This window comes from Streptomyces viridochromogenes DSM 40736 (assembly GCF_000158955.1).
In the GTDB taxonomy this organism is placed as follows: domain Bacteria; phylum Actinomycetota; class Actinomycetes; order Streptomycetales; family Streptomycetaceae; genus Streptomyces; species Streptomyces venetus.
Window position 1 is genome coordinate 1,707,176 of record NZ_GG657757.1, and the last position, 23,116, is coordinate 1,730,291.

The following is a 23,116-nucleotide window of genomic DNA, read 5'->3' on the forward strand; positions in this document are numbered from 1 at the left end:
TGCCATGGAACGGCCGGACACTTCCGCACATGGGGGAACAAGCGCACGAATTCACCTCAAGCCGGTGCGCTGCGGGCGAGCTTAGTCCGACCGGATCATCGCCGTGTCATATTCAGCATCCACCGGAAACCGGACGCGAAGGGATAGTACGCTCAGTCGTTTACACGCTGCGACACCGTTCGAATACGAACGGTAATGGCGAACGGGCATACGAAGGTCCCTCACCGCAACGGGTGAGGGACCTTCAGAACAACGCCCCTTAAGGGGCGCGGGGAACTGCGCGAACAACCACCAACAGCCGTCACCCGCGCAACAAGCTCACCCCACCGACGAGTAGGCGACGACCCCCCGCAGCAACAGATCCACGCCCTTACGCGCGTTCTTCACCACCGAAGACCCTTGCGGCGCCGCCGCAGCGATCTGCCCCAGCACATCGATGACCTGCTTGCACCACCGCACGAAATCCCCCGCCGGCATCTCCGCCTCGCGCAGCACCTCGTCGAGCCCCTTCCCGGAGGCCCACATGTACGCGGCCCAGGCGAACCCGAGGTCCGGCTCACGCTGCCCGACCCCCTCGGTCTGGGTGATCCGGAACTCCTCCTCCAGCGCGTCCAGCCGCCCCCAGATCCGCACCATCTCGCCCAGCGCGGCCTTGGCCTTCCCGGACGGCAGCTTCGGCGCCATCGCGTCGTCCGCGACCCGGGACTCGAACACCAACGCCGAGACGCACGCGGCCAGTTCGGCCGGGCCGAGTCCCTCCCAGACGCCCTCGCGCAGACACTCGCTGGCCAGCAGGTCCAGCTCGCCGTACAGCCGCGCGAGCCGCTTGCCGTGCTCGGTGACCTCGTCCGCGCGCAGATAGTCCAGCTCGGTCAGCAGCGCGACGATACGGTCGAACGTCCGGGCGATCGTGTTCGTGCGGCCCTCGATCCGGCGTTCCAGCTGCGAGGTGTCCCGCAGCAGCCGGTGGTAGCGCTCGGCCCAACGAGCGTGGTCCTCACGGTCGTCGCACCCGTGGCACGGGTGCGCGCGGAGCGCGGTCCGCAGCCGGGCGATCTCCCGGTCGTCGGCCGCCTGGGAGCGCCGCTTGCGGTGCCGCTCGGCCGGGATGTGCCCGGCCTTGGTGCGCAGCGCGGACGCGAGGTCCCGACGGGACTGCGGGGAACGGGGGTTGAAGGACTTCGGGATCCGCATCCGCTCCAGCGGCTCGACCGGCACCGGGAAGTCCATGGACGCCAGCCGCTTCACCTGCCGCTCGGCGGTCAGCACCAGCGGGCGCGGCCCGTCGTGCTGCTCGAAGCCGCGATGGCCGTTCGAACGGCCCGCCGGCAGGCCCGGGTCCAGTACCAGCGCCAGGCCGGCGTACTTGCCGGTGGGCACGTGGATGACGTCACCGGGCTTCAGCTTCTCCAGCGCGACGGCGGCCTCGGCGCGCCGGTGTGCCGCGCCCTGCCGGGCGATCTCGTTCTCCCGGTCCTTCAGTTCGCGGCGCAGCCGCGCGTACTCCTCGAAGTCGCCGAGGTGGCAGGTCATGGAGGCCTTGTAGCCCTCCAGACCCTCCTCGTTGCGCTGCACCTGCCGGGAGATCCCGACGACCGACTTGTCCGCCTGGAACTGCGCGAAGGACGTCTCGAGCAGCTCCCGCGAGCGGTGCCGGCCGAACTGCTCCACGAGGTTGACCGCCATGTTGTACGACGGCTTGAAGCTGGACCGCAGCGGGTACGTGCGCGTGCCGGCGAGGCCCGCCAGGTGCTCGGGGTTCATGGCCCGCTGCCACAGCACGACGGCGTGGCCCTCGACGTCGATGCCGCGCCGCCCCGCACGCCCCGTCAGCTGCGTGAACTCGCCCGGTGTGATGTCCGCGTGCTGCTCGCCGTTCCACTTGACGAGCTTCTCCAGCACCACCGAGCGGGCGGGCATGTTGATGCCGAGTGCGAGCGTCTCGGTCGCGAACACGGCCTTGACCAGGCCGCGCACGAACAGTTCCTCGACGACCTCCTTGAACGTCGGCAGCATGCCCGCGTGATGGGCGGCGATGCCACGCTCCAGGCCCTCCAGCCACTCGTAGTAGCCGAGGACGTGCAGGTCCTCGGCCGGGATGGACGCCGTGCGCTCCTCGACCAGCGAGCGCACCTGCTCGCGCGCCTCCTCGTCGTTCAGCCGGAGCCCCGCGTACAGGCACTGCTGGACCGCGGCCTCGCAGGCGGCGCGGCTGAAGATGAAGGTGATGGCGGGCAGCAGCCCCTCGGCGTCGAGCCGCTCGATGACCTCGGGCCGGCTCGGCGTCCAGATCCGGGACCGCTGTCTGCGCTCACGCTCGCGGTCGGCCTCGCGCATGGACCGGCCACGCCGGCGGTCCTGGTACGACGGCCGGCTCGCCTCCATGCGGGCCATGCGCGTGAGGTCGGGGTTGACGGCCTTCTTGCGGCCCTCGCCCTCCTCGAACAGGTCGTACATCCGCCGTCCGGCCAGCACGTGCTGGAACAGCGGCACGGGCCGGTGCTCGGAGACGATCACCTCGGTGTCGCCGCGGACCGTGTCGAGCCAGTCGCCGAATTCCTCGGCGTTCGACACCGTCGCCGAGAGGGAGACCAGGGTGACCGATTCGGGCAGGTGAATGATCACCTCTTCCCAGACGGCTCCACGGAACCGGTCGGAGAGGTAGTGCACCTCGTCCATGACCACGTAGCCGAGGCCCAGGAGGGTCTGCGAACCGGCGTACAGCATGTTCCGCAGCACCTCGGTGGTCATCACGACCACCGGGGCGTCGGAGTTGACGCTGTTGTCGCCGGTGAGCAGGCCCACCTTCTCGGTGCCGTACCGGCGGCACAGGTCGGCGTACTTCTGGTTCGACAGCGCCTTGATGGGCGTCGTGTAGAAGCACTTCTTGCCCTGGAGGAGGGCGAGGTGGACGGCGAACTCGCCGACGATCGTCTTGCCGGAGCCGGTGGGCGCGGCGACCAGCACGCCCTTCCCCTCCTCGAGCGCCTGGCAGGCCTCGATCTGGAAGGGGTCGAGGCCGAAGTCGTACATCTCGCGGAAGGAGGCGAGCGCGGTGGCCTGCTCGACAGCGCGCTCGCGCGCTGCCGCGTACCGCTCGGCCGGTGAGAGATCCTCTGTCATCGTGCTTTCGAGCGTACCGGGCCCCACTGACAACAGGACGATCATTAACCGGATCCGATCCTGTGAAACCTGGGATCGGCGCAGCTCAGGGGCCGACGACCCGTACGCCCCCGCGCACGCAGCGCGCGCTCAGCGGCAGCGGGCCGAGCGGCTCCCCGTCCGCGTATCCGGTGATTCCGTCGGCGGCGATCTCGACCCGCGCCGCCCGCAGCACGGTCACCTTCGGATGCTCTGTGTGCGTGCCCCGGTACACCTGCGGAAACACCCGCAGCAGCGTCGAACGGCCGCAGTCCCCGACGATCGTGACGTCGAACAGCCCGTCGGTCAGGTCGGCCCCGGGGCAGATCCGCATGCCGCCTCCGTACGAGGAGCCGTTGCCGACGGCCACCAGCGTCGCCTCGACCTCGCGGACCTCGCCGTCGTCGAGCCGGATCCGGTACGGGACGGGCCGGAACTCGGCCAGTTCGGCGATCATCGCGAGGTCGTACCTGAAACGGCCGACCGGCCACCGCATGCGGTTGCCCCGGTCGTTGACGCGGGAGTCGAAGCCGGAGGCGAGAACGGTGCCGAACCAGCGGTCCCCCCACCTGACCGAGGTCGATGTCGCGGAGCCGACCGCACTTGAGGGCGTCGGCGATCATGCGCCCGGCGGCGGCCGGTTCGCGCACGGGCAGGCCGAGGGCGCGGGCGAAGTCGTTGCCGGTGCCGACGGCGACCAGGCCGAGCGGGGTGCGCGTGCCCGCGACGGCCCGCAGGGCGAGGCCCGCCATGCCGTCGCCGCCGACGGCTATCAGCGCCCCGGTCCCGCCCGCGACGGCGTCCCGCGCACGGGTGAGGGCGTCGGCCGCGTCCTCCCCGAGCACCGTGCGCACCGAGAAACCGGCCGCCCGCAAAGCGGAAGCGGCCGGCTGCGCCGCGCGGGCGCCCCGGCCGCGGCCCGCGGTGGGGTTGACGAAGAGGGTGATCTCGCTGGTCACGGGACCGACCCTATGAGCTGCCCGGCGGTCTTCAGGTCACGTCGTCATAACCGTTGACCCGGTCCGAGCGCTCCGAGCTCGCCTGCTCGGGCAGGGCGGCGCGGCCGGTGGTCACGGGCTCGATCTCGCCGATGTCCTCGGGCGTGAGATCCAGCTCCGAGGCCTCGTCGTCGTCCGGGCCCAGGGCCTCGCGGCGGCTGCGGCGACGGTCGTTGAGCAGGGAGAAGGCGACTGCCCCGAAGTACAGGATCCAGATCGGCCCGGCGAGCATCAGCATGGTCAGCGGGTCGGTGCTGGGCGTGGCGATGGCCGCGAAGACCGTGATGGCCATGATCATGCCGCGCCACCAGCCGAGCATCCGCGTGCCGCTGAGCGCCCCGGTGAGGTTGAGCATGACCAGCAGCAGCGGCAGCTCGAAGGAGAGGCCGAAGACGAGCACCATCCGCATGACCAGGTCGAGCAGGTCGTCCAGCGGGAGGAGGTTGGACGTGCCGCCCGGTGTGAAGTCGAGCAGCACCTTCGCCGAGGTGGGCAGCACCGTGTAGGCGAAGTAGGCGCCCGTGATGAACAGCGGGGCACCCGTGGCGACGAACGCGTACGCGTACTTCTTCTCGTGCCGGTGCAGACCGGGGGCGACGAAGGCCCACAGCTGGTAGAGCCAGACCGGCGAGGCCAGCACCACACCGGCCATCAGCGAGACCTTCAGCGCCAGGGTGAAGGGGGCGAGCAGACCGTTGATGGTGATCTGCGCGCACGGCTTCGCGTCGGGCCGCGAGTTCGCCAGTTCCGCGAACGTCTTGTCACAGCCGACCGAGTCGAGGATCGGCTTGGTGATCAAGTTGATGATGTCGTTGTAGAAGAAGGCGGCGACGACCGTGACGACGACGATCGCCAGCATCGCTTTGGCGAGCCGGTTGCGGAGCTCGCGAAGGTGCTCCGCGAGGGGCATCCGCCCCTCGGGGTCCTTCTCCTTCTCCTTGCGGGCAGACTTCAGCAACCCACGTTCCCATCTCGTGCGGCGGGCCGGAGGTCACCGGCCCTGCGTCAGCGCTTGGTCGTGTCCGTCGGTTCGTTGACCGGGCGGGAGCTGGTCACGTCGCCGGGCGCGGACTGGATGGTGCGCTGCGCGGGCTGCTCGTCGGGGTTGGGCGGACCGGCCGGGGTCGTGGACGACTTGCCGTCGTCCTTCATCGCCTTGGCCTCGCTCTTGAGGATGCGGGCGGACTTGCCGAGCGACCGCGCCATGTCCGGAAGCTTCTTCGCGCCGAACAGCAGGATGATGACGACGAGGATGAGAATGATCTCGGGGGCTCCGAGCCTTCCGAACATAAGTCTTTACCTTCTCACCGAGGCGGCTGTGGTGGGGTGCTGTCCGACCGGTCGGACATGTGTCCGAACGGTCGTGTTGACAGCGATCGTAACGCTCAGGGGTAAACGTGAGGCAATCCCTCTGCATCCCCCGTGCGTACTCCCGTCCGCGACCAGTGCCTCGTTAACCGGGCCGCGACCAGCAGAGTACCTGGACGAACCGCCGAGGTGACAGGGCGAACTGTCCCGAAACGCAACTCACAGCCGCCCGTTGCGTGACTCACAGGGCGTCCACGGACCGGGCCGCGCTCTCCGCCGCCCGGTCCAGGTCCTCGGCGGCCCGGTTGATGCGCCGCGCCGAGTCCGTGACTTGCCTGCCCAGGCGCTGTGCCTCGACGAAGACCCGTACGGCGAGCACCCCCAGCACGGCGAGACCCACGAACCCCAGAGCAACCGCGAACATCGGCCAGAACATGACGTCGAGCCTAGACCGTCCCGGACGGCCGGACGGCCCGCCCCTCTAGAGGGTCGAGTGCAGCCGCAGGGTCCGCACGCCACCGCCGGTGAGCAGCTCCACGATCCGCTCCCCCGCGGGCTTGCGGACGGACGCGCCGCACTCCGGGCAGGTGAACGAGTAGAACGTGGTGCGGCTCGAGGCGCCGATGGCGAGGCGCAGCGCACCCGCGGTGAGCTCGAAACGCTCCCGGCAGTCGGGGCAGCCTGCCCGGAACATCACCGGGGACACGCCTCTCATCCCGGCGAACGCGGACTCCACCGTCATGCCCCGCGCACCGGACGACGTCACCGACTCGCTCACAGTCCTCGCTCCTCGTCCTCGGTCGTTCGCCTCGGGGGCACCGCGCGCCGTGTCGGCTCACTCGCGCCCGCAGTCCGTCCCGTCCGGGACGGCGGGCGTCGCGCTCACCGGGTGCGGCCCGGGCACCCCGGCCGCCTCCGTCACGTCGGCGGCCCGGACCGACTCGATCCCGTCGTACCCCGCCAGCGCCTCGCGGGCCGCCAGCCGGGCGCTGTCCGCGAGCTCGGGCGGCGACACGATGCGGCCGTCACGTCCGAGCCGCAGGGCCAGGCGCCGCAGCGACGCCGGGTCGGGGGTCCGCAGAGTGATACGCAGCCCGCCGTCCGGGAGCTCATCCGCACTGTCGTGCGGGTAGTACTCGGCGACCCAGCGTCCGCCCGGGCCGACCTCGACGACGACCTCCGGGTCCTCCGCGGCGGGCTGCACCAGCCCCTCCGACAGGTCCCGCAGCTCGACCTCCGGCGGCGCCGACGGCTCGTCCAGGATCCTGATCTCCGCGACCCGGTCGAGCCGGAAGGTGCGGCGCGCCTCGGAGCGGCGGCACCAGGCCTCGACATAGGTGTGCCCGACGCTGACGAGGCGGATCGGGTCGATCTCACGCTCGGTGACCTCGTCGCGCGCGGGCGAGTAGTAGCGGATCCACAGCCGGCGGCGCTCGGCGATCGCCCGGTCGACGTCCGCGAAGACTCCGCCCTCGGACTCGAAGGTCACCGACAGGCGCGAGCTGGCGCCCGCCGCCTCGCCGGCCGCGGTCTCCACCTTGGCCGTCGCCCGCAGCAGCGCCTGGCGGTCGCTCTCGCGCAGGCCTGGCAGCGTGGCCACGGCCCGGGCGGCGACGAGCAGCGCGGTGGCCTCGTCGGCGGCGAGCCGGAGCGGCTCGGCCGCCTCCGCCGCGAGGGCGGCCGGGTTGTGCCACCAGATGCGCTCGCCGTCGGTGTCGATGTCGAGCAGGTCGCCGCCACGGAAGCTGGTGCCGCACATGGGCAGCACGTCGAGGTCGGAGACCAGCTCGTCCTCGGTGATGCCGAAGGCACGCGCGACGTCCTCGACCCGCGCTCCGGGACGCTCTCTCAGATACGTCACCAGGGAGAGCATCCGCCGGGTCTGGTCGATGGCGTTCACGGGCCTGACCGGTTTGCCTGCCACTGTCTCTTCCCGCTCCCCCTCAGCCCTTGGCCACGGCCCGCAGCCGGTCCACCACGTCGGCCCGCAGCTCGGCGGGCTCCAGGACGACCACGTCCGGCCCGAACTCCACCAGCCAGGCGTCCAGCCCGTGGCCGTACGGAATCTCCAACTCGTCCCAGCCGTCCCCGAGTTCCCGCACGGAGGTCGCCTTCGCCCGAAGGGGGTACCCCGCGTCCGAGCGCAGCCGGATCCGCGCCGAGCGGTCCGCGATCTCCCCGGCCCAGCTCGCGACGGTCTCGCGGACGGTGACGACGTCCGGCACGTCGGCGGTGTACCGGCCGCCGCGCGAGCGGACCTTGCCGGTGATCCGGGACAGCCGGAAGACGCGCTCGGCACCCCGGTCGCGGTCCCAGCCGGCCAGGTACCAGTGGCCGCGCCAGCACTCCAGCGCCCACGGCTCGACATGCCGCTGCTCGGGGCGGGCGGCGGTCGCCTTGCGGTAGTCGAACACGACCGGCCGGCGGTCCCGGCAGGCGAGCATCAGCGGCTCGAACGCCGCCTCGTGTACGGGGATGCGCGGCTCCAGCGCGCCGTGCGGCCCGTACGGGTCGACGTCCTCGGGGAGGCCCGCCGCGCGCAGTTTCTGCAGGGCGCCGCTGGCAGCGCCGGCCAGCCGGGCCTGCTGCCACACCTTGGCGGCGAGCCCGAGGGCGGCGGCCTCCTCGGCGTCCAGGGTGATGGGCGGGAGACGGTTGCTGTCACGGCGGGCCAGGTAGCCGATCTCGCCGTCGAGGCTCTCTACGGTCTCGATGACCAGTCCGAGTTCGCGCAGGTCGTCCTTGTCGCGCTCGAACATGCGGTTGAAGGAGTCGTCGTTGCCGCCGGGGCCGTTGCCCGGCCCGAAGGCCTCGACGTAGGCCTCGATGGAGTCGCGCAGCTCACGCTTGCTGAGCGGCCGCCGCGTCCCGAGCAGACACAGCGCCAGGTTCATCAGCCGCTCCGCCTTGGCAATGGCCATCGACGCCTTTCGCCTCCCTATGGTGCTTAGACCGATGACCGTACCGCCCCGCGGGGGGACCGCAAAGCCGAGGGCCCATGCCCGGACAGGCATGGGCCCCACATGATCGATTCTGTGCGAACCTTGCTCAGACCCCGAGCAGGTCGACCACGAAGATCAGGGTCTCGCCCGGCTTGATCAGAGGAGACGGGCTCTGGTTGCCGTAGGCGAGGTGGGCGGGGATGGTCAGCTGGCGACGGCCGCCGACCTTCATGCCCTGCACGCCCTGGTCCCAGCCCTGGATGACCCGGCCGCCGCCCAGCGGGAAGCGGAAGGGGGTGCCGCGGTTCCAGCTGGCGTCGAACTCCTCGCCCGTGCTGAAGGCGACACCGACGTAGTGCACGGTGACGGTCTGGCCCGCCTGCGCGACCGGGCCGTCGCCTTCCCAGATGTCCTTGATCTCGAGGTCCGCCGGGGGCTCGCCGCCCGGGAAGTCGATCTCGGGCTTGTCGATGCTCACGTCTCTAGCTCCTGCTTGTCTGCGAAAAGGCGAACACGCACAGTCTTACATCCCACGCGCCTCAGAGCTTCGCGAGGATGTCCACCGAAAAGACCAGCGTGGAGTCCTTCTTGATGCCGCTGCCCTGCGGCGGGTTGTCCCCGTAACCCAGCTTCGGCGGGATGACGATGAGGACGCGGCTGCCGACCTTCTTGCCGGTCAGGCCCTGCGCCCAGCCCTTGACGACCTGCTGGAGGGAGAACGACACCAGCTGCTTGTTGGCGTACGAGGAGTCGAACTCCTTGCCGCCGTCCCACAGCACGCCCTTGTACTGCACGAGCACGCTGTCGCCGGCGGCGACCTCGTCGCCGTCGCCCTCCAGGACGTACTCCGCGACGAGCTTGGTCGGGGCGGCCGCCTTGGGCACCTCGATGCTGGGGGCCTTGCCGTCGGTGTTGGTGCCGACCTTGGGCAGGTCCGCGTCGTCCTGCGGGACCTTCTCGCCCTTGGCGGAGCTCGTGGCGTTGAACGTGTCCTGCACGTCGACCACGAAGACCAGGGTGTCGGTGCCCTTGATGCCCGCCTGCGGGTTGCCCTGCGAGCCGTATCCCCAGGTGGGCGGGACGGCCATCTCGACACGGCTGCCCGCCTTCTTGCCGGCCAGCGCGTACCGCCAGCCGTCGATGATCCGGCCCTGGGAGAGCTGGATGGCCAGGCGGGTCTTGCGGTCGTAGGAGTTGTCGAAGACCTTGCCCGTGCTCCAGACCTGGCCCAGGTAGTTCGCCACGACGAAGTCGTTCTCCGCGACGGTCTTGCCGCTGCCCGCGATCAGGGTCTTCACCGCCAGCTGCTTCGACGGCTCGCCGCTGCCCTTGGCGATCGTCGGCTTCTCGTCGAACTTGGTGCCCGCGGTGACCGCCGGCAGCGGACCGTCCACGATCTTCGGCGGCGGGGCCGCGGACGGGGCCGACGCCGAGGGCGACGGACTGTCGCTTGCCTTGCTCGAGTCGGACTTGTCGTCACCGCATGCGGCGAGCGTGGTCAGTCCTGCGGGAACAGCGATGAGAAGTGAGCGTCGGCGCACTGTGGGGGCCTCGTAATCAATCGATCTTCTGATGGCGTGCGCGCAACTCTACGGCGTGAGCAGGGCGCCGCACTGGTAACGTACGGCGCCCGTGTGGCGTTCCGGCGATTTCCCCGCCGGGGCGTTTCCTCACATTCCGGCGATCAGCTTCTCCACCCTGTCGTCCACGGAACGGAACGGGTCCTTGCACAACACGGTGCGCTGAGCCTGGTCATTGAGCTTGAGGTGGACCCAGTCCACCGTGAAGTCACGGCGCTGCTCCTGGGCCCGCCGGATGAAGTCGCCGCGCAGCCGGGCCCTAGTGGTCTGCGGCGGCACGGACTTGCCCTCGAAGATCTTCAAGTCGTTGCAGACCCGGGCCGCCTGGCCCTTCTTCTCGAGCAGGTAGTACAGGCCACGACGGCGGTGGATGTCGTGGTAGGCGAGGTCTATCTGCGCGACCCGCGGATGCGACATGGTCATGTTGTTCTTGCTGCGGTACCGCTCGATGAGCTTGTACTTCATGACCCAGTCGATCTCGGTGCCGATGCGGTCGAGGTCCTCGGTCTCGATCGCGTCCAGCGTCCGGCCCCACAGCTCCAGCACGCGCTCGACGGTGCCGGTGCGGATGCCGCGGCGCTCGCAGAAGTCCAGCGCCTTCTCGTAGTACTCGCGCTGCACCTCCAGCGCGGAGGCCTCCCGGCCGCTGGCCAGGCGCACCTTGCGGCGCCCGGTGATGTCGTGGCTGACCTCGCGGATCGCCCGGATCGGGTTCTCCAGCGTGAGGTCCCGCATCACCGTGCCCGCCTCGATCATGCGCAGCACCAGGTCGGTCGCGCCGACCTTGAGCAGCATGGTCGTCTCGGACATGTTGGAGTCGCCCACGATGACGTGCAGTCGCCGGTAGCGCTCGGCGTCCGCGTGCGGCTCGTCGCGCGTGTTGATGATCGGCCGGGAGCGGGTCGTCGCCGAGGAGACGCCCTCCCAGATGTGCTCGGCCCGCTGGCTGACGCAGTACACGGCCCCGCGCGGCGTCTGCAGCACCTTGCCGGCGCCGCACAGCAGCTGCCTCGTCACCAGGAACGGAATGAGAATGTCCGCGAGCCGGGAGAACTCCCCGTGCCGGGCGACCAGATAGTTCTCGTGGCAGCCGTAGGAGTTGCCCGCCGAATCGGTGTTGTTCTTGAAGAGGTAGACGTCGCCCGCGATTCCCTCCTCGTGCAGGCGTCGTTCGGCGTCCACCAGGAGTCCCTCGAGAATGCGCTCGCCCGCTTTGTCGTGGGTGACCAGTTCGATCACGTTGTCACATTCGGGTGTGGCGTATTCCGGATGTGAGCCCACGTCGAGATAGAGGCGGGCGCCGTTTCGCAGAAAGACATTGCTGCTGCGGCCCCATGACACGACACGGCGGAAGAGGTACCGCGCCACCTCGTCAGGAGACAGGCGGCGCTGTCCCCTGAACGTGCACGTGACGCCGTACTCGTTCTCCAGCCCGAAAATGCGGCGGTCCATGAGGGAACATTACGCCCGATCCCCTGAACTGAAACGGGGTTCGGGGGCACGGTTTGGATCATTTTCCGAACCGGCCGCAACAACCGCTCCCCCGCCGGGAGCTGCGAGTACCCGTCCTGTGGCGGTCAAAACCAGCAGGGACACGCCGCCCACGACACCCGGCACGGCGAAGCCCCACAGGGCCCCTCCGGCCTCGACGACGGGGCCCGCGACGCCCGTTCCCACCGAGTGGCCCACGGTGAACGTCGTCACGAGCCAGGAGAACGCCTCGGTGACGGTGCCGCGCGGGGCGTGCCGGTCGACCAGGACGAACGCGCAGGCGATGGCGGGCGCGAGGAAGACCCCGGCGAGCGCGGTCAGCGCCACCATGGGCACCGCGTCCGGCATCAGCATCAGCGGCAGGTAACACACCACCAGAAGGGCCACCAGCACCTGGAGTCGCCGCGCGGGCTCACCGGCCCACTGCCGGGCCCCGTAGACGGTGCCACCGACCAGCGCCCCGAACCCCAGGGCGGCCATCAGCCAGCCGTACACCGCGTCACCGCCGTGCTCGTCCGCGTAGGGCACCGAGGCGACCGTGATGGACCCGAGCGCCATCCCGACGAACAGGAACGCCGCCAGCACCGCCAGGAGCCCCGTCGAGCGCAGCGCGCCCAGCCAGTGCGCCTCCCGCGGCGCCGACCGCCACGCACGCGAGGGCGGCGACACCACCACGGACAGCGCCCCCAGCACCCCCACCACGTTCAGCACGAGCAGCGCGGCCTGGGCCGACCACAGGGACACGCACAGCGTCACCAGCAGCGGCCCGACGGTGAACATCACCTCCTGGGCCACGGCGTCCATGGCGTACGCCGTGTGGACCTGGTCCTCCTTCCGGAGGACCGAGGGCCACAGCGCCCGCAGCCCGCCCTCCAGGGGCGGCGTAAAGATCCCCGCCGCGGCGACGGCGCCGTACGCGAGCGGCAGCGACCCGATGCCGCCGAAGGCGAATACGGCCATGGAGAGCGCGGAGAGGACGGCTGCCGGCAGCTGCACGCGAGGCTGTCCCCGCTGGTCCACGAGCCGGCCCAGGACCGGCTGCCCCACGGCGTTGGCGACGCCGTACACGGCCGCCAGAGCCCCCGCCAGGCTGTACGTGCCGCCCTCCGCCCGGACGAACAGCACGATCGCGATGGGCGCCGTGGCACAGGGCAGCCGGCCGACCAGCGTGCCGACGAGCAGCCGGGCCGCGTGCCGTGCCCGAAGGATCTCCAGGTATCCCGTGGCCATGTCCCCGCCCCTAGGTTTTACGTATAACGTCGGAGCTCATACGTACCATGTCGGCTGTTCGGGAGTCCAGACGAAGGAGCAGGCCGACGGTGGCACGAGGCAGCACCACCCGCCCCACGAGCCGGGACGTCGCCCAGGCCGCCGGGGTCTCCCAGGCGGCGGTCTCCCTGGTCCTCGGGGACAAGTGGCGCGGACGGGTCGCGGAGGCGACGGCGGAGCGGGTCCGCGAGGCCGCGCGCGAGCTGGGCTACCGCCCGAACCTGGCCGCCCGCAACCTGCGCCTGGGCCGCACGCGCACGGTTCTCCTGGTCGTCCCCGCCCTCACCACGGAGTTCTTCGCCGGCGTCTACACGGGCGCCGCCCGCGTCGCCGCCGAGCACGGCTTCGGCGTGGTCCTCTACCCCTCCCCCGAGGGCATCGGGCCCGCCCGGGACCCCTTCGCCTCCGCGCAGGCCGCGCTGGACGGCGTGATCGCCTCCTCCATGGCGGCGGACGCGCTCTCGGCGATCCGTGGTGAGGCGCTGCCGCTGGTGATGCTGGACAGCGACCCGGAGGGCAGCCTGGGGGCGGCGACGGTCAACCTCGACATCGCCGACGGTGTCCGCCAGGTCGCGGAGCATCTGCTGGGGCTGGGCCACCGCCGCTTCCTCCATCTGGCGGCGGACGTTCCGTCCTGGACCTTCGAGGTGCGGGCCCGGGAGCTGGCGACGCGTGTGGCCGCGGTGCCGGGCACGTCGGTCGTCACGGCCCGTTCACCGATCTCCATCGAGGATGCGGTGGCCGCGACCGTGAGGGCGCTGTCGGAGACCGGCCCTCGTCCCACCGCGCTCGTCTGTGACGACGACAAGCTGGCCGCCGGGGCGTACAAGGCGGTCCGTCGGCTGGGGCTGCGCATCCCGGACGACGTCTCCGTCACCGGCCTGGACGATCTGGCGCTGGCCACGGCGATCGACCCGGAGCTGACGACGGTCCGCCTCGATGCCGAGTTGTTCGGCGAACGAGGGATGCGGGCTCTGCTGGCCGTTCTGGAGGGGCGTGAGCCCGAGGGTGGGGACATTCCCGTGCGGCTGGTCGTACGGGGCTCTACGGCGCCCCCACGCTAGCTGTACCCGGCGTTGGTGCTGGGGCCGGGGCGTTGCGCAGCCCGGCGTGGCGGGGTGCCGCTGCGCCCACCCGTGCCGCTAGGGGCGGCACGGGTGGGCGCAGCTAGGTACGTGCGCAAGGGGCCGTGTCGGGGGGTGTCCGCCCGCAGCGGGCGGCGCGTGTAACGCCAGTCAGCCGGTAGGTGACCTGGTCGCGCCGTTCCGAGGACGGACACCCCCGGCACGGCCCCGACTCACCACCCGCGCGCCCCGGCCGAAAACTGCCGGGGCGCGCGACTACGGGCGATCCGACTACTCGTCGTCCCCGGACTCGGAGTCAGCCTCCTCGGCCTCCGCCGCCGTCGCCGGTCCCGAACCGTCCGCCTCCATCAGGCGGGACAGCTGACGCGCACTGATCCGCTTGAACTTGCGCTTCTGCGGACGCGTACGGTCCAGCACCGCCACCTCCAGCCGCTCCGCGGGAATCTCCCGCTCGCTGCCGTTGGTGTCGCGGGACAGCGCCTGCACCGCGAGCTTCAGCGCCTCGGCGAGCGTCATGCCCTCCTGGTGACGCTGGTCCAGGTAGCTGCTGATCTGCTCGGCGTTGCCACCCACCGCGACCGAGCCGTGCTCGTCCACGATGGATCCGTCGTGCGGCAGCCGGTAGATCTGGTCGCCCTCGGGCGTCTCCCCGACCTCGGCGACGACCAGCTCCACCTCGTACGGCTTCTCGGCCGCACTGGAGAAGATCGTGCCCAGCGTCTGCGCGTACACGTTGGCCAGGCCCCGGGCCGTCACATCGTCCCGGTCGTAGGTGTAACCGCGCAGGTCGGCGTAGCGCACACCGCCGATCCGCAGGTTCTCGTACTCGTTGTACTTGCCGGCGGCCGCGAAGCCGATCCGGTCGTAGATCTCGCTGAACTTGTGCAGCGCACGGGACGGGTTCTCGCCGACGAACACGATGCCGTCGGCATACTGCAGCACGACCAGGCTGCGGCCACGGGCGATGCCCTTGCGGGCGTACTCGGCCCGGTCGGCCATCGCCTGCTGGGGTGAGACATAGAACGGCGTCGACACCGGTTATCCGTCCCTCTCTTCAGAATTCCGTCGATTCACTGGACCACCCTGATTCAAGACAGCCCGCTGCCTAGAGCAGCGCGGCCCGCGGACCGTCCGGCTGCTCCAGCCGCCGCTCCAGGACCGCGCGCGCGATCTCGGACGCCTCGGTCTCGGAGAGCCGGCGGAAGCCGTCCTCGGTGATCACGGTGACGATGGGATAGATCCGGCGGGCGACATCGGGACCGCCGGTCGCCGAGTCGTCGTCTGCCGCGTCGTAGAGCGCCTGGACGACGAGCGTCGTGGCGTCGGCTTCGCTCAGGTCGTTCCGGAAGAGCTTCTTCATCGCGCCGCGCGCGAAGATCGAGCCGGAACCCGTGGCCGCGTAGCCCTGCTCCTCGGAGCGCCCGCCCGTCACGTCGTACGAGAAGATCCGCCCCTTCTCACGGTCCACGTCGTACCCCGCGAAGAGCGGCACCACGGCCAGGCCCTGCATGGCCATGCCGAGGTTGGAGCGGATCATGGTCGACAGCCGGTTCGCCTTGCCCTCCAGCGACAGCTGCGCGCCCTCGACCTTCTCGAAGTGCTCCAGCTCCAGCTGGAACAGCTTCACCATCTCCACGGCCAGACCGGCCGTACCGGCGATGCCCACCGCCGAGTACTCGTCGGCCGGAAAGACCTTCTCGATGTCCCGCTGCGCGATGACATTGCCCATGGTGGCCCGCCGGTCACCGGCGAGGACGACACCGCCGGGGAACGTCACGGCGACGATCGTGGTGCCGTGCGGCGCCTCGATCACGCCCTGGGTGGGCGGCAGTTGCCGATTGCCGGGCAGCATCTCCGGCTGGTGCTCGGACAGGAAGTCCATGAAGGAGGAAGACCCTGGCGTCAGGAAGGCAGCTGGTAGACGCCCGGTGCTACGAGTGTTGGCTTCCACGCGATTCCTTCCACGTATGCGACAGCCCGCCCTGTGACGTCGGGCCGATCCTTGGAACTACCCCGGTCCGGTTGCCACCGGGGGCACGGTATGCCACGGACCCTACCCGTCCTGCGGCGGTGATCCACATGCCCGGCGGCCCCAACTCCGCCGCGGCGACCCCGCACTTGCCCACCGCCGGATTCCGGCGGGCCGGCGGGCTCAGGACGCCGCGACGCCCGGAGCGCCGCACACGAGGGCAGAACGTCGTTCACCGCCCCGCGCACAGCGCTCCGCGCTCCGCCCGTCCGTCACCAATGCGCCCGTTCACCTTCGGAACGAAGGCGCAGGAGCCTTACTGGCCGCCCTTTTGGACGAAGGACCGCACGAAATCCTCGGCATTCTCCTCGAGTACGTCGTCGATCTCGTCCAGAACCGAGTCCACGTCGTCGCTCAGCTTCTCCTGACGCTCCTTGAGGTCCTCCGAAGCCTGCGCCTCTGCCGCCTGCTCCTCGACCTCCTCGGTGGACCGGGTGGCCTTCTGCTGTCCGCCGCCGGTGTCCTTGGTCGCCATATCCCTCACCCCGCTCGGTTCGCCCGACACAGTTGCTCGGTCAAGATCAGACCCTACTCGCCGGGTCTGACAATGGCCCCGCAGTTGCTCCAACGTACGGGGGCCACCTCGATGATTCCCGGACCTGGGATTTTCCACCCTGTCCGGCGGGCCCCTCCCGAGTACCCGCGATGCGTGCTCATCCCCCGGACAGGACCCTGACCAGGTCTTCCGCGGTACGGCAGCGGTCCAGGAGCTCCTTGACGTGATTACGCGTTCCGCGAAGCGGTTCCAGGGTTGGGACGCGCTGCAGCGAGTCCCGGCCCGGGAGGTCGAAGATCACCGAGTCCCAGGAGGCCGCCGCGACGTCGTCCGCGTACTGCTCCAGGCAGCGGCCGCGGAAGTAGGCGCGGGTGTCCTCAGGAGGCACCGTACGGGCCCGCTCGATGTCGGCCTCGCCCAGCAGGCGCTTCATGCGCCCGCGGGCCACCAGACGGTTGTACAGGCCCTTCTCGGGCCGTACGTCGGCGTACTGGAGGTCGACCAGATGCAGCCGCGCCGCGTCCCAGTCGAGGTTGTCCCGGCGCCGGTAGCCCTCCATGAGCTCCCGCTTGGCGACCCAGTCCAGCTCGCCGGCCAGGCTCATCGGGTCGTGCTCCAGACGGGTGAGGGTGTCCTCCCAGCGGGACAGCACGTCCTTGGTCTGGTCGTCGGCGTCCGCCCCGAACCGCTCCTCCACGTACTTGCGCGCCAGCTCGTAGTACTCCATCTGCAGCTGGACCGCGGTGAGTGTCCGGCCGCTGCGGAGCGTGACGAGACGCTTGAGCGACGGGTCGTGGGAGACCTGGTGCAGCGTGCGGACGGGCTGGTCGACGGCGAGGTCCACCGCGATGAAGCCGTCCTCGATCATGGACAGGACGAGAGCCGTGGTGCCCAGCTTCAGGTACGTCGAGATCTCCGACAGGTTCGCGTCGCCGATGATCACGTGCAGCCGGCGGTACTTCTCGGCGTCGGCGTGCGGCTCGTCGCGGGTGTTGATGATCGGGCGTTTCAGCGTGGTCTCGAGGCCGACCTCCACCTCGAAGTAGTCGGCCCGCTGACTGAGCTGGAAGCCGTGCTCGTGCCCGTCCTGGCCGATGCCGACGCGGCCGGCTCCGGCGAAGACCTGGCGGGAGACGAAGAACGGCGTCAGGTGGCGCACGATGTCCGAGAAGGGGGTCTCCCGCTTCATCAGGTAGTTCTCGTGCGTGCCGTAGGACGCGCCCTTGTTGTCGGTGTTGTTCTTGTACAGGTGGATGGGCTGGGCACCGGGCAGCTGGGCGGCCCGTTCCGCGGCCTCCGCCATGATCCGCTCGCCCGCCTTGTCCCAGAGGACGGCGTCCCGGGGATTGGTGACCTCGGGGGCGCTGTACTCGGGGTGCGCGTGGTCGACGTAGAGCCGTGCACCGTTGGTGAGGATCACGTTGGCCAGGCCGATGTCCTCGTCGGTGAGCTGGCTGGCGTCGGCGGCCTCGCGGGCGAGGTCGAAGCCTCGGGCGTCCCGCAGCGGGTTCTCCTCCTCGAAGTCCCAGCGGGCCCGGCGGGCCCGGTGCATCGCCGCCGCGTAGGCGTTCACGATCTGGGACGAGGTGAGCATGGCATTGGCGTTCGGGTGGCCGGGGACGGAGATCCCGTACTCCGTCTCGATGCCCATTACTCGCCGTACGGTCATGCGGCCCTCCTTGCCCGGCGGCTCCCTCGGTCGTGGGCGCCGCTCAGATACCGCTGGCGCTCGGTTGCGTGTGCGGTGCCCGTCCCCGCACTGCGCGAATCGGCGGTACGGAAGAGCCTAGAACGCCTTTGCGCTGGTGGGGAGATCATTTGCGTCATTGCGTTGCTCCAGCCGTGGCCCGAAAAACAGTCGGCTGCGGGTACCCGCCGAGGGCACCCGCAGCCACCCTGCCTTTTACAGGTACTGACCGGTGTTCGCCACCGTGTCGATGGAGCGTCCGGTGTCCGCGCCCTGCTTTCCGGTGATGAGCGTACGGATGTACACGATCCGCTCGCCCTTCTTTCCGGAGATCCGGGCCCAGTCGTCCGGGTTGGTGGTGTTCGGCAGGTCCTCGTTCTCCTTGAACTCGTCCACGCAGGCCTGGAGGAGGTGGGAGACGCGCAGACCCTTCTGGTTCTTCTCGAGGAAGTCCTTGATCGCCATCTTCTTGGCCCGGCCCACGATGTTCTCGATCATGGCGCCGGAGTTGAAGTCCTTGAAGTAGAGGACTTCCTTGTCACCGTTGGCGTAGGTGACCTCCAGGAAGCGGTTCTCCTCGGACTCGGCGTACATCTGTTCCACGGCCGTCTGGATCATGCTCTGGACCGTGGAGGCCTTGGAGTCGCCGTGCTCGGCGAGGTCGTCGCCGTGGAGCGGGAGGCGCTCGGTGAGGTACTTGCCGAAGATGTCCTTGGCCGCCTCGGCGTCCGGACGCTCGATCTTGATCTTCACGTCCAGCCGGCCGGGCCGCAGGATGGCCGGGTCGATCATGTCCTCACGGTTGGAGGCACCGATCACGACCACGTTCTGCAGGCCCTCCACACCGTCGATCTCGGCGAGCAGCTGCGGGACGATGGTGTTCTCCACGTCCGAGCTGACACCGGAGCCACGGGTGCGGAAGAGGGACTCCATCTCGTCGAAGAAGACGATGACGGGGGTGCCCTCGCTGGCCTTCTCACGGGCCCGCTGGAAGACGAGGCGGATCTGCCGCTCCGTCTCACCGACGTACTTGTTCAGCAGCTCCGGGCCCTTGATGTTGAGGAAGAAGCTCTTGCCGGCGGCCTGGCCGGTCACCTCGGCGACCTTCTTGGCCAGCGAATTGGCCACGGCCTTGGCGATGAGGGTCTTACCGCATCCGGGGGGCCCGTACAGCAGGACACCCTTCGGCGGCCGCAGTTCGTGCTCCTTGAACAGGTCCGGGTAGAGATACGGGAGCTCCACGGCGTCCCGGATGGCCTCGATCTGGCCGCCGAGGCCGCCGATCTGCTCGTAGCCGATGTCGGGGACCTCTTCGAGGACGAGCTCCTCGACCTCGCTCTTCGGCACGACCTCGTAGACGTATCCGGAGCGGGGCTCCAGGAGCAGGGCGTCGCCGGGGCGGATGGTGACGTCCAGCAGCGGCTCGGCGAGCCGCACCACCCGCTCCTCGTCGGTGTGCCCGAGCACCAGGGCCCGCTCGCCGTCCTCGAGGACCTCCTTGAGGGTGACGATGTCTCCGACGCTCTCGTACTCCATGGCCTCGACCACGTTGAGAGCTTCGTTGAGCATCACTTCCTGGCCGCGCCGGAGCTCTTCGAGCTCGACGCTGGGGCTGACGTTCACTCTGAGCTTGCGGCCGCCGGTGAAGATGTCGGCGGTGCCGTCCTCGTTCGCCTGCAGGAACACTCCGAAGCCGGCCGGCGGCTGCGCGAGCCGGTCGACCTCCTCCTTGAGGGCCACGATCTGGTCACGGGCCTCACGGAGCGTGTTGGCGAGTCGCTCGTTCTGTGCGGACACGCCGGCCAGATTGGTCTGCAGCTCGACGATCCGCTCTTCGAGAATCCTCGTGTGTCGCGGAGAGTCGGCGAGCTTGCGTCGCAGGACGGCGATCTCCTGCTCAAGGTAGGCGATCTGCCCGGCCGGGTCGTCGGACCCGCGTCCCGGGCGGATGCCGCGGTTCATGTCGTCGTCGTGGGCTGCCACGGTCCTCACCTCCTCCAAGGGGAGCTGGACGCTTCCAGACCCTACCTGGGCGGGTGTCGATTGAAACCCCTAGATCACAAAGACGGTCGGGGTGTGTCCGATCTTCACCCTTGCGCTCTCCCTCACGCCAGGGGAATACCCAGCGAACATGATTGGAACCCAGCCGGAGGTAGGGTCGAAGTGTTCAACACCCGTCAGAGCTGGCCGGATTCCCGACATGGCTCGACGCATGAAACGGCAGGAGACATGAGCGTGCAGCAGGAGGCCGGAGTCGAGGGCGAGGCGCTGGAGGTCTGGATCGACCAGGACCTCTGTACCGGTGACGGCATCTGCGCCCAGTACGCGCCCGAGGTGTTCGAGCTGGACATCGACGGTCTGGCCTATGTGAAGAGCGCCGACGACGAGTTGCTCCAGGACAAGGGCGCGACAACGCCCGTTCCGCTGCCGCTCCTCACGGACGTGGTCGACTCCGCGAAGGAGTGTCCGGGCGAGTGCATCCACGTGCGTCGCGTTTCGGACAGGGCCGAGGTCTACGGACCGGACGCGGAGTGACCAGTTCTCCACGTTGCGTCACTACTGTCTGATATCTCACACACCGCAGCCGCACGGCCTTCACACGCTGCGCGCCCCGGACGGCGTCGAGCGGACGAACGCGCCGTCCTGCCAACGCCATTTCACGTCGCTCTTCACGTCGGGGCAGCAACGCGGCACGTCGGCCGACGAGTAGCCGAGGAGCGTGGCCCTGACGGCCCCGTCCCGCACGGCGAAGTCACTCACGTTGGTGCGCTTGCGGGGGTCGAGCAGGGTGGCCACCACACGCGGCTTGCCGGTGTCGCCGTCCCGGGTGAGGACGTACACGCCGTCGGGCGGGGTGCCCATCGGGGAGTCGCAGTGGACCACGGCCACGGTCTCCGGGCTGCCGTCGCCGTCGAGGTCTCCGGATGCCTTCTTCTTCACCACGGCCTGCACCGGGCCGCACTCGATCGGGAACGTCGCCGCGGCCGGGTCGGGCGGAGCGAAGTGCGCCGGAGCGCTTTTGGTCCGGGGGCTTGCCGCCTGGGCCGCCGTCGCGGCGTCCGGCTGCAGGAACGAGGAGAAGGCGACGACGCCGGCGACGGCCGTCGCGGTGGCGAGCCAGTGGATCGGTCGGGTGTGGGTGTGGGCGAGCTCCGGGACGGCGGAAGGCTGCACTAGGAGAGTCTCCTGAGGCTGTGCCGGTGAGGTGGGGTGGCCAGCATGGTGCCACACGTCACACCGCGAGGGAACGGCGGGGTGTGCACGTCCTGTGCCGGGGAAGTCAGGAGAGTTACGGTTCCTGCCGCTGTGTCAGCAAGCCCGTGCCTGCGTGGGCCGCCGCTGCCGGGCGACACGGGCCTCGGGGGTTTGCGGCGGGTCAACGGCACAGCTCCGTGGCTCACCCGCGGCGGCAACGGAAAGGCGCGGCGCTCGTAACTGTGCAGCATGCCCTGGTCGCCGATGGCCCGCAGCAGGAAGCTGCTGAGCGAGCCGGAGCCGACGCCGGCCTCCACGACGCGGGCGCCGGGGAAGATGTCGGCGAAGGCGAGGATCTGCCCCGCGTCCTTGGGGTAGACCACGGCGGCGCCGCGGGGCATGGACAGGACGTAGTCGGGGAGCAGGGGGCGCAGCGCGAGGTAGGCGACGTTTCCCGTGGTGCGGACAACGCTGCCCTCGGGAGCACCGATCAGTTCGTCGTGCGGGAAGGAACCCTTGTGGGTGTGGAAGTTCTTCCCGGCCTCGAGCGTGAACGTGTAGTGGCGGCCCTTGGGGTCGGTCAGCTGTACCTGGTCCCCGACCTTGAAGGGCCCGCGCCTGCGGGCGGCACCGGTCGGTTCGGACATGTGACCAGCCTACCGGCGTTTACGGCGGCCGCCGACCACTCCTGCGCGTGAGGGCTTCCCGGCAGACCCGTGCTCACTGGGGCCGCGCCATCGCCTTGACGAAGGCCCGCTCGACGTCGGCCGCCGACAGTACTCCGTAGATCTCACCGGTCTCCTCCACCACCAGGTACTCGGTGGCGGGAGTGGCACGCAGGGCGTCGAGGAGTTCCTCGCCCGACAGCTCCGCGGAGACGCGCATGCCGTCGGTGAGTTCCTGGGCGAGGCCGCTGACGGCCACCCAGGGGCGGCGGTGCTCGGGTACGCCGACGATGGCGGCCTCGCGGACGAGGGAGAGGGGGTGGCCGTCGGCGTCGACGACGACCAGGGCGCGGGCTCCGGCGGCGTTGGCGCGGCGCAGGGCCTCCGAGAGGGGGGTGTCGCTCTCGACGGGGACCGCGCGGCGGGTGAGCGCGCGGGCGCGCAGTTCGGGGAGGTGCTCACGCAGGCGGGCCATGCGCAGGCTGTTGCCGGCGCCGGTCCAGATGATCGCGGCGAGGATGGCGGCGAGCAGGGCGTCCAGGACGGTGTCCATGCCGACGTTGTCCACGGCGTCGGTGCCGAGCGCGCCGGACTGGGTCAGCAGGGGCAGGCCGATCAGGACGGAGACGGCGAGGGCGCGGCCGACCCAGGCGGCGGCGACGGTGCCGCTCATCGGCTTGCCGGTGAGCTTCCAGACGACGGCGCGGAGCATGCGGCCGCCGTCCAGGGGCAGGCCGGGCAGGAGGTTGAACGCGGCCACGATGAGGTTGGAGATCATCAGGCCGGCGAGCAGGACGCCGGGGACGGTGCCGGGTTCCACGATCTGCAGGGCGGCGTAGAAGACGCCGGCCAGGACGAGGGAGAGCAGCGGGCCGACGAAGGCGAGCACGAACTCCCGGCCGGGGGTCTCGGCCTCCTTCTCGATCTCGGAGACGCCGCCGAAGAACTGGAGCTGGATGCGGCGGACCGGGAGCTTGAAGCGGAGGGCGGCGACCGTGTGGGCCAGCTCGTGGACGAGGACGGAGGCGTAGAAGGCGACCGCGAAGAACAGGGAGACCAGGTAGCGGGCGGCGCCGAGCTCGGGCAGCACACGCTCCAGCTGCCCGCCGAACACCCAGGTGATCAGCGCGGCGACGAGGAACCAGCTGGGCGCGACGTAGACGGGAACGCCGAAGGGCCGCCCCATGAGCAGTCCGCCACGCGGCTCGGGGCGCTGGGGGGCGGGCCCCT

At 70.0% G+C, this 23,116-nt stretch carries 20 protein-coding genes and 2 pseudogenes; 2 read left to right on the forward strand and 20 right to left on the reverse strand.

Annotation, left to right across the window (positions count from 1 at the left end; all coding sequences use genetic code 11):
- Nucleotides 1-318: 318 nt before the first annotated feature.
- From SSQG_RS07400 to SSQG_RS07455, 12 genes and pseudogenes are all read right to left on the reverse strand, one after another.
- Complete coding sequence (locus SSQG_RS07400; RefSeq protein ID WP_039932108.1) at nucleotides 319-3,168, reverse strand: DEAD/DEAH box helicase; 2,850 nt, start codon at nucleotides 3,166-3,168, stop codon at nucleotides 319-321.
- A 40-nt stretch (nucleotides 3,169-3,208) separates the two neighbouring features.
- Nucleotides 3,209-4,100: pseudogene (locus SSQG_RS07405) on the reverse strand (diacylglycerol kinase).
- Nucleotides 4,101-4,131: 31 nt separating this feature from the next.
- Nucleotides 4,132-5,097, reverse strand: a complete 966-nt coding sequence (gene tatC, locus SSQG_RS07410) for a twin-arginine translocase subunit TatC (RefSeq protein WP_003989107.1) — start codon at nucleotides 5,095-5,097, stop codon at nucleotides 4,132-4,134.
- Nucleotides 5,098-5,144: 47 nt separating this feature from the next.
- The gene (tatA, locus tag SSQG_RS07415) at nucleotides 5,145-5,429 is read right to left on the reverse strand and encodes a Sec-independent protein translocase subunit TatA (protein WP_003989108.1); all 285 of its coding nucleotides are present in this window, start codon (nucleotides 5,427-5,429) and stop codon (nucleotides 5,145-5,147) included.
- Nucleotides 5,430-5,688: 259 nt separating this feature from the next.
- The gene (locus SSQG_RS07420; protein WP_003989109.1) at nucleotides 5,689-5,883 is read right to left on the reverse strand and encodes a hypothetical protein; all 195 of its coding nucleotides are present in this window, start codon (nucleotides 5,881-5,883) and stop codon (nucleotides 5,689-5,691) included.
- Between the two features lie 45 nt (nucleotides 5,884-5,928).
- A complete protein-coding gene (locus SSQG_RS07425; RefSeq protein WP_039934856.1) occupies nucleotides 5,929-6,189 on the reverse strand; it encodes a hypothetical protein in 261 nt (86 codons plus the stop codon).
- A 93-nt stretch (nucleotides 6,190-6,282) separates the two neighbouring features.
- Complete coding sequence (locus SSQG_RS07430; protein ID WP_244299070.1) at nucleotides 6,283-7,371, reverse strand: helix-turn-helix transcriptional regulator; 1,089 nt, start codon at nucleotides 7,369-7,371, stop codon at nucleotides 6,283-6,285.
- A 19-nt stretch (nucleotides 7,372-7,390) separates the two neighbouring features.
- Nucleotides 7,391-8,368: a helix-turn-helix transcriptional regulator gene (locus SSQG_RS07435; protein ID WP_003989112.1), complete on the reverse strand. Its 978-nt coding sequence runs from the start codon at nucleotides 8,366-8,368 to the stop codon at nucleotides 7,391-7,393.
- 127 nt (nucleotides 8,369-8,495) lie between these two features.
- Nucleotides 8,496-8,867, reverse strand: coding sequence for an FKBP-type peptidyl-prolyl cis-trans isomerase (locus SSQG_RS07440; RefSeq protein ID WP_003989113.1), 372 nt, complete (start codon nucleotides 8,865-8,867; stop codon nucleotides 8,496-8,498).
- A 61-nt stretch (nucleotides 8,868-8,928) separates the two neighbouring features.
- Nucleotides 8,929-9,930, reverse strand: a complete 1,002-nt coding sequence (locus tag SSQG_RS07445; protein WP_003989114.1) for an FKBP-type peptidyl-prolyl cis-trans isomerase — start codon at nucleotides 9,928-9,930, stop codon at nucleotides 8,929-8,931.
- A 129-nt stretch (nucleotides 9,931-10,059) separates the two neighbouring features.
- Nucleotides 10,060-11,421, reverse strand: a complete 1,362-nt coding sequence (pafA, locus tag SSQG_RS07450) for a Pup--protein ligase (protein ID WP_003989115.1) — start codon at nucleotides 11,419-11,421, stop codon at nucleotides 10,060-10,062.
- 9 nt (nucleotides 11,422-11,430) lie between these two features.
- Nucleotides 11,431-12,690 (reverse strand): MFS transporter, encoded by a 1,260-nt coding sequence (locus SSQG_RS07455; RefSeq protein WP_003989116.1) that lies wholly within the window; start codon nucleotides 12,688-12,690, stop codon nucleotides 11,431-11,433.
- Between the two features lie 47 nt (nucleotides 12,691-12,737).
- Here SSQG_RS07455 and SSQG_RS07460 point away from each other — a divergent pair, with 47 nt between their 5' ends.
- Entirely contained in the window at nucleotides 12,738-13,793 is a 1,056-nt protein-coding gene (locus tag SSQG_RS07460; protein WP_003989117.1) for a LacI family DNA-binding transcriptional regulator, read from the forward strand.
- 291 nt (nucleotides 13,794-14,084) lie between these two features.
- Here the strand turns inward: SSQG_RS07460 and prcA are convergent, their stop codons facing one another.
- The 5 genes from prcA to arc form a co-directional block, all read right to left on the reverse strand.
- Nucleotides 14,085-14,849 carry a proteasome subunit alpha gene (gene prcA / locus SSQG_RS07465; RefSeq protein ID WP_003989118.1) on the reverse strand — a complete coding sequence of 255 codons (765 nt, stop codon included), beginning with the start codon at nucleotides 14,847-14,849 and terminating at the stop codon, nucleotides 14,085-14,087.
- Between the two features lie 70 nt (nucleotides 14,850-14,919).
- A complete protein-coding gene (gene prcB, locus SSQG_RS07470) occupies nucleotides 14,920-15,765 on the reverse strand; it encodes a proteasome subunit beta (RefSeq protein WP_003989119.1) in 846 nt (281 codons plus the stop codon).
- Between the two features lie 334 nt (nucleotides 15,766-16,099).
- Nucleotides 16,100-16,318: a ubiquitin-like protein Pup gene (locus SSQG_RS07475; RefSeq protein WP_030244016.1), complete on the reverse strand. Its 219-nt coding sequence runs from the start codon at nucleotides 16,316-16,318 to the stop codon at nucleotides 16,100-16,102.
- A gap of 178 nt (nucleotides 16,319-16,496) precedes the next feature.
- The gene (dop, locus tag SSQG_RS07480; RefSeq protein WP_338117246.1) at nucleotides 16,497-18,008 is read right to left on the reverse strand and encodes a depupylase/deamidase Dop; all 1,512 of its coding nucleotides are present in this window, start codon (nucleotides 18,006-18,008) and stop codon (nucleotides 16,497-16,499) included.
- A gap of 234 nt (nucleotides 18,009-18,242) precedes the next feature.
- Complete coding sequence (arc, locus tag SSQG_RS07485) at nucleotides 18,243-20,009, reverse strand: proteasome ATPase (protein WP_003989123.1); 1,767 nt, start codon at nucleotides 20,007-20,009, stop codon at nucleotides 18,243-18,245.
- Nucleotides 20,010-20,255: 246 nt separating this feature from the next.
- On the opposite strand from arc, the gene SSQG_RS07490 reads away from it, so the two are divergent.
- Nucleotides 20,256-20,561, forward strand: a complete 306-nt coding sequence (locus SSQG_RS07490) for a ferredoxin (RefSeq protein WP_003989124.1) — start codon at nucleotides 20,256-20,258, stop codon at nucleotides 20,559-20,561.
- Between the two features lie 60 nt (nucleotides 20,562-20,621).
- Here SSQG_RS07490 and SSQG_RS07495 read toward each other — a convergent pair whose 3' ends face one another.
- The 3 genes and pseudogenes from SSQG_RS07495 to SSQG_RS07505 form a co-directional block, all read right to left on the reverse strand.
- Nucleotides 20,622-21,200, reverse strand: a complete 579-nt coding sequence (locus tag SSQG_RS07495; protein WP_003989125.1) for a hypothetical protein — start codon at nucleotides 21,198-21,200, stop codon at nucleotides 20,622-20,624.
- 248 nt (nucleotides 21,201-21,448) lie between these two features.
- Nucleotides 21,449-21,868, reverse strand: a pseudogene (locus tag SSQG_RS07500) (tRNA (adenine-N1)-methyltransferase); the annotation flags it as partial.
- 73 nt (nucleotides 21,869-21,941) lie between these two features.
- A partial coding sequence (locus SSQG_RS07505; protein ID WP_003989127.1) for a site-2 protease family protein occupies nucleotides 21,942-23,116 on the reverse strand: 1,175 nt, incomplete at its 5' end.

Coding starts and splice junctions, on each gene's coding strand:
- SSQG_RS07490 (WP_003989124.1), top strand. CDS start 20,256: ATGAGCGTGCAGCAGGAGGCCGGAGTCGAGGGCGAGGCGCTGGAGGTC.
- dop (WP_338117246.1), bottom strand. CDS start 18,008: ATGACCGTACGGCGAGTAATGGGCATCGAGACGGAGTACGGGATCTCC.
- SSQG_RS07455 (WP_003989116.1), bottom strand. CDS start 12,690: ATGGCCACGGGATACCTGGAGATCCTTCGGGCACGGCACGCGGCCCGG.
- SSQG_RS07400 (WP_039932108.1), bottom strand. CDS start 3,168: ATGATCGTCCTGTTGTCAGTGGGGCCCGGTACGCTCGAAAGCACGATG.
- SSQG_RS07425 (WP_039934856.1), bottom strand. CDS start 6,189: ATGACGGTGGAGTCCGCGTTCGCCGGGATGAGAGGCGTGTCCCCGGTG.
- SSQG_RS07420 (WP_003989109.1), bottom strand. CDS start 5,883: ATGTTCTGGCCGATGTTCGCGGTTGCTCTGGGGTTCGTGGGTCTCGCC.
- SSQG_RS07475 (WP_030244016.1), bottom strand. CDS start 16,318: ATGGCGACCAAGGACACCGGCGGCGGACAGCAGAAGGCCACCCGGTCC.
- tatA (WP_003989108.1), bottom strand. CDS start 5,429: ATGTTCGGAAGGCTCGGAGCCCCCGAGATCATTCTCATCCTCGTCGTC.
- SSQG_RS07435 (WP_003989112.1), bottom strand. CDS start 8,368: ATGGCCATTGCCAAGGCGGAGCGGCTGATGAACCTGGCGCTGTGTCTG.
- SSQG_RS07460 (WP_003989117.1), top strand. CDS start 12,738: ATGTCGGCTGTTCGGGAGTCCAGACGAAGGAGCAGGCCGACGGTGGCA.
- pafA (WP_003989115.1), bottom strand. CDS start 11,421: ATGGACCGCCGCATTTTCGGGCTGGAGAACGAGTACGGCGTCACGTGC.